Origin of the sequence: Microbulbifer okhotskensis (genome assembly GCF_023895975.1) — a bacterium.
GTDB classification, from domain to species: domain Bacteria; phylum Pseudomonadota; class Gammaproteobacteria; order Pseudomonadales; family Cellvibrionaceae; genus Microbulbifer; species Microbulbifer okhotskensis.
Genome location: NZ_JALBWM010000148.1, coordinates 1 through 7,936, shown reverse-complemented (window position 1 = coordinate 7,936; position 7,936 = coordinate 1). Strand labels below are relative to the sequence as shown.

Genomic DNA, 7,936 nt, shown 5'->3' with positions numbered 1-7,936 from the left:
GGAAACGTCGAAAGTTCAATCAGCACCTTATGGATAGACTTTTTGACGAGTTAGATCTTGACCTGAGTTGCGGAAAAGTTGCCCGTATTTACGAGCGGTACAGTGACTATGGGGCTATAGCTGCATGAAACTGTCCGAAGTGTTGGGAGATCTGATCTTGAGTATCCATATTGATGACCTTGGTTGATTAACTGTAGCAACTGGGCTGACTTTATTGTTTGAATTATTTGTTCAAATCTGGATGACGATATTAACCATGGGTTGTGGCAAGTGAATAGGTGTGCTGAGGGCTCGGATCAGGCCAGGATATATGGTGGATGCCTGAAGGGACCAGGCATCCAGGAGTGAATGTTACACAATGCAGTCCGGTTGTTCCGAGGGGTGTGCCTTGATAAAGGCCGGTAGTTCATTACAGGCATATGCTATTTTTTGGATTTTTGGATATTGATCCATGTCCATTCCAAAGCGTTCTGCACTGTAGATTTGCGGCAGCAGGCAGCATTCAAACAGTCCGGGCGTATCGCCAGCTGCAAAGGGGGCTGGTATTAGTTGTTTCTCTAGTGCGGAAAAACCTAATTGAATCCAGTGCTGAATCCACTGAATTTTATCTTCGTCGCTGATTTCAAGTTGTGCCTGCAGGTACTTTAGCACCCTCAGATTCTGTAACGGCTGGATATCGCTGGCAACACTGTGGGCCAGGGCGCGGATTTGCGCGCGGGCTATAGGGTCTTTTGGCAAGAGGGCTGGCTCTGGGTGAGTTTCATCCAACCATTCCAGAATGGCGAGGGACTGGGTGAGCCTAGAATTGCCATCATCCAGTGTTGGTAGAAGTCTCTGTGGGTTTAGCCTGTGATAGTGCTCGCCGTGTTGATCCCCTTTGAGCAGGTTGACCGGATAATATTCATAATCCAAGCCTTTAAGATTGAGTCCAATGCGCACCCGGTAGCTTGCCGACGAGCGGAAGTATCCGTAAAGGTCCATTCTCTTTCCTTATTCTTTATTCCAATGTTAGCCCTACAGGCTAATTTTTTGTGTTATGGGAGGGCTGGGGCTGTTTCACCTTTCCTTCCATGAGTTTACATAATCCGTCAGCTCCACGGCATGGGCATCGGGGAGAATATCCCAGGGGCTGCGACTGTCGATCATCACGGCGACTTCGTCGGTTTCCTTTCGTGCGTGGCGGGCGCCGGTGGCGAAGGCTTTGGGGTGGGGGCCGTGGGTAAAGCCCATGGGGTGCAGAGTAAGCATCCCCGAATGAATATTGTCGCGACTAAAAAAGTTGCCCCGGTGGTAAAAGATTAGTTCGTCAAAGTCATCATTGTTGTGAAAAAACGGGACTTTCAGTGCGCCCGGATCGCTTTCAATCGGGCGTGGTACGAAAGTAGCCACTACAAACCCTTGTGCCACAAAGGTGGTATGGGCGGAGGGGGGGAGGTGATAGCGGTGGCTCATCAAGGGGCGTATGTCACGCCAATTGATTCTTACTGCCAGGTTGTCGCCGGTCCAGCCGCAGGCGTCCAGAGGGTTAAAGGGATAGGTGATCGTGGAGAGCTGCTGGCGAGCCTTGACCACCACCTGCCATTCTTCCTCTTCCTGTTGATCGCGAAAGCTTTGATCAATGGCGGGAACATCGAGCACGGCCTGATCAAAAATGGCATTAGGTCCGACGATACCTTTCTCGGGGAGCTGGAAGTGGCTGCCAGTTGCTTCCACCATGAATAACGCCAAGGGTTCTTCTTCTGCGGGCGTCAGGCGCCACAAGGTGCCTCGGGGCAGCATAATGTAGTCACCGTCGCGAAGAGAGAGGTGGCCGAAGTCACAGAACAGTTCCCCGCTACCGTTGTGAACGAACAGTAACTGGTCACCATCCGCATTCCGCACCAGATGATCCATCGATTCCCGGCAAACCCAGAGGCCAACTTGGCTGTTGGCATTGCGCAGGATTAACCGCTGATCCCAGGGGCTCTTGCCGCTGTGAACCATCTGGGTGCTATCGAAAGCGTGGGGGCGCAATGGGCCTTCGATTCGACTCCAGCCTGTGGGAGGGTGGCGGTGGTAGAAATGTGTGCAGGGGCCAAAAAAGCCCTCTTTGCCCATTTCCCGTTCAAAGCTGTTGGCTGGGAAGTCGGCGTGGGCCTGTCGGCTGGTATTCCCTTCTGTGCGCGGAAAGCTGATCCACTGTTTCATAGCATGACTTCGCCTTGGGAGGGGGGGGGGCGAGGCGGGCGGCGAAAAATTGAGTGTCGCACTGTCGATACCGCGCAAATTTCTTGCGCCATAGAGCCATTTAGTTAGCAAAGATGGCGCAAAAAAACCTATACTGTTCAGCCATTTTTGCTGTGTGACCCCATGATTCTTGGGAAAGTATTTATGACAGCGGTGGTTACATTTGAAACCAATGTTAGTTAAATTGAACATTAGGTACAACCGGGATTCCCAAGCAGGCAGGTGTAAGAGCAGCCATGACCATTGACCAAAAAGCGCCGACCACAGTTGTAGAAAACGACGATCTGCGCCTGGAGAAGTTTTTACCATATCGTCTTTCGGTACTCTCCAATCGGGTGAGTAATGCCATTGCGCAAGCTTATGGTGCGCGCTTCCATCTCACCATTCCCGCGTGGCGGGTAATGGCAATATTGGGGCGCTTTCGGGATTTGTCTGCCGCAGAACTGGTTGAGCAGACGGCGATGGATAAAGTCGCGATCAGCCGCGCCGTCTCCTCCCTGCTTAAAAATGACTACATTACCCGCAGTGAAGATCCCGGAGACCGGCGCCGGCAAGTATTGAACCTGTCTGATCAGGGGCGCGAAATCTATGCGCGAATAGTGCCGTTGGCGCACCGGTACGAGAATGACCTGATGGCCTCGCTTTCCGGCGATGAGCGAGAGCAGCTGGATGGCATTATTGACAAATTAATGGTGCGCGCTAAGGAATGGTCTGAGCGTGGCCTTATCGATGAATAAATGAAATAAGTAAGAGGAGTTTTCAGATGTTTGATCATTTAAGCAGCCTTCCGCCAGACCCGATCCTTGGCCTGCTGGCCAGTTATCGTGCGGATGAAAACCCCGGAAAAATTGACCTTGGGGTGGGTGTTTACAAAGACGAAGCGGGACATACCGCTGTGCTGCAGGCGGTCAAAGAAGCTGAGACCCGTTTGTTGCAAAGCGAGGAAACCAAGGCCTATATCGGCCCAGCCGGTACTCCCGGTTTCAATACGGTGATGCAAGAGCTGGTACTGGGTGCTGGCCATCCGGCGCTGTTGGGTGGCCGTGTGCGTTCCGCGCAAACACCTGGTGGTTGCGGTGCCCTGCGGGTACTGGCCGAATTGATCAATCGTGCTAAAGCGGGCGCGACAGTGTGGGTCAGTGATCCGACCTGGGCTAACCATGTACCCTTGCTGGGTAATGCCGGTTTGCATATTAAAAGCTACCCGTATTATGACCGGGCTACCAGCAGCCTGCAGTTCGATAAAATGGTCGAAACCCTGAAAAATGTGGGCGAGGGTGATGTGGTGTTGTTCCATGCCTGCTGTCACAACCCCTGTGGTGCAGACCTGACCCGTGAGCAGTGGAAAGTATTGGCGGAAATGGCGCAAAAACAGGGCTTCACGCCTTTTATCGACATGGCTTACCAAGGCTTCGGTGAAAGCCTCGGCGACGATGCCTATGGCCTGCGCCTGATGGCTGAATCGGTGCCAGAGATGCTGGTTGCCGCCTCTTGCTCCAAGAATTTCGGCCTCTATCGTGAGCGTGTTGGCCTGGCGATGGTGATTTATGCGAATGGAGAGGCCGCTGATAAAGGGCAAAGCCAGATGCTGAGTGCTATTCGTGGCAACTATTCCATGCCGCCTTCCCACGGTGCCGCCATTGTAGAATCTATTCTTACTGATGCGGGACTGAAAGCGAATTGGGAGGCGGAGCTGACTGAAATGCGCGAGCGTATCAACAGTCTGCGTGCTGGACTGGTTGAGGGCCTCGTTGCAGTGGATGCTGCCGGTGAATTTGGCTTTATCCGCCAGCAGAAAGGAATGTTCTCATTCCTCGGAATCAGCCTCGAACAAGTTCAACAGCTGCAGAAGGACTATTCCATTTACATGGTCGACTCCAGCCGCATTAGTATTGCCGGCTTGAGTTCCAACAATATGGAATACTTCTGCAGGGCTGTTGCCAGCGTGCTGTAAATTCGGCACATTTAGGGGGTGAGCGATGTGCTCATCCCTTTAAGATTTATCCTTAGAAGTAAGAGTGAAAGATGGAAGTTGAGCTAGGAGTTCCAGTGCCTGAATCCCCCACCCAAGTTTGGACCCCGCAGAGCTGGCGAAACTTCACCGCAGATCAACAGCCCCAGTACGCCTCTGCCGAAGACGTTTCCCGAGTAGCCAAACAACTTTCCGGCCACCCGCCACTGGTGTTTGCTGCAGAGGCGCGCGAGTTGCGCCGACAGTTGGCCCTGGTTGCTGAGGGAAAGGCGTTTCTTTTGCAGGGCGGGGACTGCGCCGAGTCTTTTACTGACTTCAATGCCAACCGGATTCGTGACACTTTCAAAGTGTTATTGCAAATGGCGGTAGTGCTGACTTTTGCCGGCAATCTGCCAGTGGTAAAAGTGGCGAGAATGGCGGGTCAATACGCCAAGCCTCGTTCAGCCAACACTGAGACTGTGAGTGGTATAGAGTTGCCCAGCTACCGTGGCGACATTATCAACGGTATCGATTTTACTCGCGAAGCCCGTACACCCGACCCGCAGCGGATGGTGACGGCTTACAATCAGTCTGCCGCTACGCTGAATTTGTTGCGCGCCTTTGCCCAAGGTGGTTTAGCCGATCTGCATCAAGTGCATGGATGGAACCTCAGTTTCCTGAAAAATAACCCGCAGCGCGAGAAGTACGCCCAACTGGCCGAGCGCCTGCAGGAAGCGCTAGAATTTATGGCGGTGTGCGGTGTTAAATCAGAGAACACACCAGCCATCCGGGAAACGGTGCTTTATACCTCCCATGAAGCCCTTTTGCTTGAATACGAACAGGCCCTGACTCGCACGGATAGCCTGACCGGTAAATGGTATGACTGCTCTGCCCATATGTTGTGGATTGGCGAGCGCACACGTCAACTCGATGGTGCCCACGTGGAATTCCTTTCCGGCGTGTGTAATCCCATTGGCATGAAGGTTGGGCCCAGTATGCAGCCGGATGAGTTGCTGCGTTTGATCGATAAGCTCAATCCGGAAAACGAAGCCGGCCGCCTTACTCTGATTACCCGTATGGGTGCCGACACCTTGGGTGAAAAGCTACCAGCTCTGGTGCGGGCCGTTCAAGCAGAGGGGCGCTCTGTGGTTTGGAGTACCGATCCTATGCACGGCAATACCGTCAAGGCTGGGAATGGCTATAAAACCCGGGACTTCGACAAAATTCTGCGTGAAATCCGCGACTTCTTCTCCGTTCATTGGGCCGAGGGTAGCCACCCCGGCGGCATCCACCTGGAAATGACCGGGGAGCATGTTACCGAGTGTACGGGGGGGGCCTGGAAGATATCCGAAGCCGATCTGGCCAGCTGCTACCGCACTCAATGTGATCCCCGTTTGAATGCGGATCAGGTGTTGGAATTGGCGTTCTGTGTTTCTGAATGGCTGCGCGCGGGACGAATTGCTTAATTCGCCGCTTTACTGATAGTACTTTTCGAACCTCTTATGTTGAGTCGATCGCTCGGGTAGGGGGTTTTTTGTTTCCACAATCACTGATAATGGATGTGGCGCACGTATAAACCTTGTTTGAGTTTATGGGCAGAGACGAAGAAATTGAAAAACTCATAGGCACGGCCAAAGCGGCCTATATGAGCAACACCAAATGGAAAAAACTGTTTGAAGCCGCTGAAACCTTTGGCGAACCCCTAGGCGCTGTCAAGTGGAAGTTTCTGTGGTGCGATATTGCGATGGAGCACCCGCTCGATGTTTTAGGGCTTCTTGAAAGCGCCAGATTCATTGATAGCCTGCCTGCGCCCTACGCAGAGTTAAAAGAAATTCACTGGATTTATATCCCTGAATTTCACTCAAACCCCCAGTCTGATAAAAAGCGCTCTCTACCTGATATTCATAATAATTTGGCATTATTCTCTGAGCATTTGGCCGGTTTTGGGAGCTTTCCTGTGTTTTTTGATCGGGGGGGGATAAAAATAAAAGGTTATGATTTTTAGCGTTGTGACAATATTAGGCCTGTATTCAGCTGGGAAGGCACCCGTTTATTGAGAGAAGTGACATTTAGCGTACGGAAAGTAGACTGTTGTGAAAAGGCCTTGCCCTGTTGAAAGTTAGAATAGGTGAGATACGGCTTGCCGCTTGTCCTATTAAATATTTTCTCTTGATGCTTTAAAGGTATTCTCTTGCCTGTTGTATCTAGTACAAAAAGAATAACTATAAAGATAGATAGCTTCGATTTGATTTATATTGCACGATCGTACCTTTGTCTAAAGGTATTCCACATTCAAAGTGTGAAGCTGTCTGCGCTTTTGAATGGGCACCTGCCACTATAATAGCGGCCGCTTAATTCAGGGCGGCGACAGAGCTGCAGGTAGGAATCAACCTAGAGTTGTGTTCCATGTGGAAGCTCGGGTTGAGCGCTTCAGGGTAGGAGAATTTTGGTTGGTGCCCAAAAATTTAATTGAGCAAGTCAAGGGAGTCTATGTCATGGATGTATTAAAGGTTCGAACGGGACCTGGGAAGGAAAAACCCTTTGGCGTGACTGAAAATGGGTGCCAGCGCAGTTTTTATCCCTAGGTTATCGATTACATCTTTATTCCTGAGTGAGAAGGAAATTATTTGGTGCCGGGTGGATCAAGATTTGTGGTATGACGCCTGGGTGTATGTGGCCAATAAGCGACCTGCAAAAAATTAAAGAAATTCTCATGAGTTACGCAATAAAATCGTCGATCAGAAGTGTTTTTCCTTGGGGCTGCAATCCCGGAAAAGCAGAAAAACCACGGTTGAGTTGATTTCTGTTGTGTGGGTGGGGAAGGTAAGGAATATTTCATGCATGATTGAAAGAATCATTTGGCAATATTTCAAAATTTTTTAATTGGAGTTGGGGCTTCTTTTTCTTAGTTTTGGCTTCAAGCGAAAAATACATGGCAGGCCTGATTGCCTCGCCATATCCTTGGTTAAGGTGTTGCATTAATGGTTGGATTTAGCATGCTATTTTCCTTCTCGTATGTATCTCTCCACTGTTTTTGACGATGAATTTAATTGGTTGACAAAATTGTGGTTGCGTCGGAATACATAGAGAATTAAAATCGACTTTGTTCTGCGGTACCAGTATTTTGGTCTCATCTAAACGATTGTATCTGTCGTGCATTTATTGGGCGGGATCGATAGTGCTGGCTCTTCAGTTGATTACTATAAATTAGAAGTTTTAATATTTGGGGGTTTAAATGTCCAATCCATACACTGCACCGAGTTCCGATGTGAGCCTTGATGCTGAAAATAATTCTGGTCAGAAAAGTGATGTCGTTCCAGAGGGTGTGAAAGGCTGGAGTTGGGGTGCATTCCTTTTGAGCTGGATATGGGCAATATTTAATAAGACATATATCGGTTTGCTGGTGCTTTTGCCCTATGTTGGGCTTGTTTTTGCCTTTTATATTGGGTTTAAAGGGCGTGAAATGGCTTGGAAGAACAAGCAGTGGGATAGCCTTGAGCATTTCAATGCTGTGCAGAAAAAATGGTCTGTGTGGGGTGTTTGCTTGCTCATCATTCCAATTATTATCGGTATAATAGCTGCCATAGTGTTACCTAGTGTATTTGAATCTTAAATATTTGTCGGCTGGCCATAATGCCATATCAACTGATAGAAATAGCGTAAATTCCCATCGCTAAAAATGATGGTGTGCGTTGGGGGGATGCCAGAGGGTGTAAATAATTCTGTGTAACCGCTCTTGCTAGTGGATTATTGGTAGTC

The 7,936-nt window shown here is 50.0% G+C and carries 7 protein-coding genes; 5 read left to right on the top strand and 2 right to left on the bottom strand.

All coding sequences use genetic code 11. From position 1 onward, the window contains the following. Positions 1-351 precede the first annotated feature (351 nt). Positions 352-981 carry a maleylacetoacetate isomerase gene (gene maiA / locus MO867_RS19655; protein ID WP_252472272.1) on the bottom strand — a complete coding sequence of 210 codons (630 nt, stop codon included), beginning with the start codon at positions 979-981 and terminating at the stop codon, positions 352-354. Between the two features lie 75 nt (positions 982-1,056). Continuing rightward, on the bottom strand, positions 1,057-2,187 hold the full coding sequence (locus MO867_RS19650; protein WP_252472264.1) for a homogentisate 1,2-dioxygenase: 1,131 nt from the start codon (positions 2,185-2,187) through the stop codon (positions 1,057-1,059). Positions 2,188-2,462: 275 nt separating this feature from the next. Between MO867_RS19650 and MO867_RS19645 the strand changes: the two genes are divergently transcribed. The 5 genes from MO867_RS19645 (at position 2,463) to MO867_RS19625 (ending at position 7,790) form a co-directional block, all read left to right on the top strand. Next, a complete protein-coding gene (locus tag MO867_RS19645) occupies positions 2,463-2,963 on the top strand; it encodes a MarR family winged helix-turn-helix transcriptional regulator (RefSeq protein ID WP_252472262.1) in 501 nt (166 codons plus the stop codon). Positions 2,964-2,989: 26 nt separating this feature from the next. Then, positions 2,990-4,180, top strand: a complete 1,191-nt coding sequence (locus MO867_RS19640) for an amino acid aminotransferase (protein WP_252472260.1) — start codon at positions 2,990-2,992, stop codon at positions 4,178-4,180. A gap of 71 nt (positions 4,181-4,251) precedes the next feature. After that, positions 4,252-5,643 carry a class II 3-deoxy-7-phosphoheptulonate synthase gene (locus tag MO867_RS19635; protein WP_252472258.1) on the top strand — a complete coding sequence of 464 codons (1,392 nt, stop codon included), beginning with the start codon at positions 4,252-4,254 and terminating at the stop codon, positions 5,641-5,643. Positions 5,644-5,768: 125 nt separating this feature from the next. Continuing rightward, positions 5,769-6,182, top strand: coding sequence for a hypothetical protein (locus tag MO867_RS19630; RefSeq protein WP_252472256.1), 414 nt, complete (start codon positions 5,769-5,771; stop codon positions 6,180-6,182). A 1,230-nt stretch (positions 6,183-7,412) separates the two neighbouring features. Continuing rightward, positions 7,413-7,790 carry a hypothetical protein gene (locus MO867_RS19625; RefSeq protein WP_252472254.1) on the top strand — a complete coding sequence of 126 codons (378 nt, stop codon included), beginning with the start codon at positions 7,413-7,415 and terminating at the stop codon, positions 7,788-7,790. Positions 7,791-7,936 lie beyond the last annotated feature (146 nt).

Coding starts and splice junctions, on each gene's coding strand:
- maiA (WP_252472272.1), bottom strand. CDS start 981: ATGGACCTTTACGGATACTTCCGCTCGTCGGCAAGCTACCGGGTGCGC.
- MO867_RS19650 (WP_252472264.1), bottom strand. CDS start 2,187: ATGAAACAGTGGATCAGCTTTCCGCGCACAGAAGGGAATACCAGCCGA.
- MO867_RS19645 (WP_252472262.1), top strand. CDS start 2,463: ATGACCATTGACCAAAAAGCGCCGACCACAGTTGTAGAAAACGACGAT.
- MO867_RS19640 (WP_252472260.1), top strand. CDS start 2,990: ATGTTTGATCATTTAAGCAGCCTTCCGCCAGACCCGATCCTTGGCCTG.
- MO867_RS19635 (WP_252472258.1), top strand. CDS start 4,252: ATGGAAGTTGAGCTAGGAGTTCCAGTGCCTGAATCCCCCACCCAAGTT.
- MO867_RS19630 (WP_252472256.1), top strand. CDS start 5,769: ATGGGCAGAGACGAAGAAATTGAAAAACTCATAGGCACGGCCAAAGCG.
- MO867_RS19625 (WP_252472254.1), top strand. CDS start 7,413: ATGTCCAATCCATACACTGCACCGAGTTCCGATGTGAGCCTTGATGCT.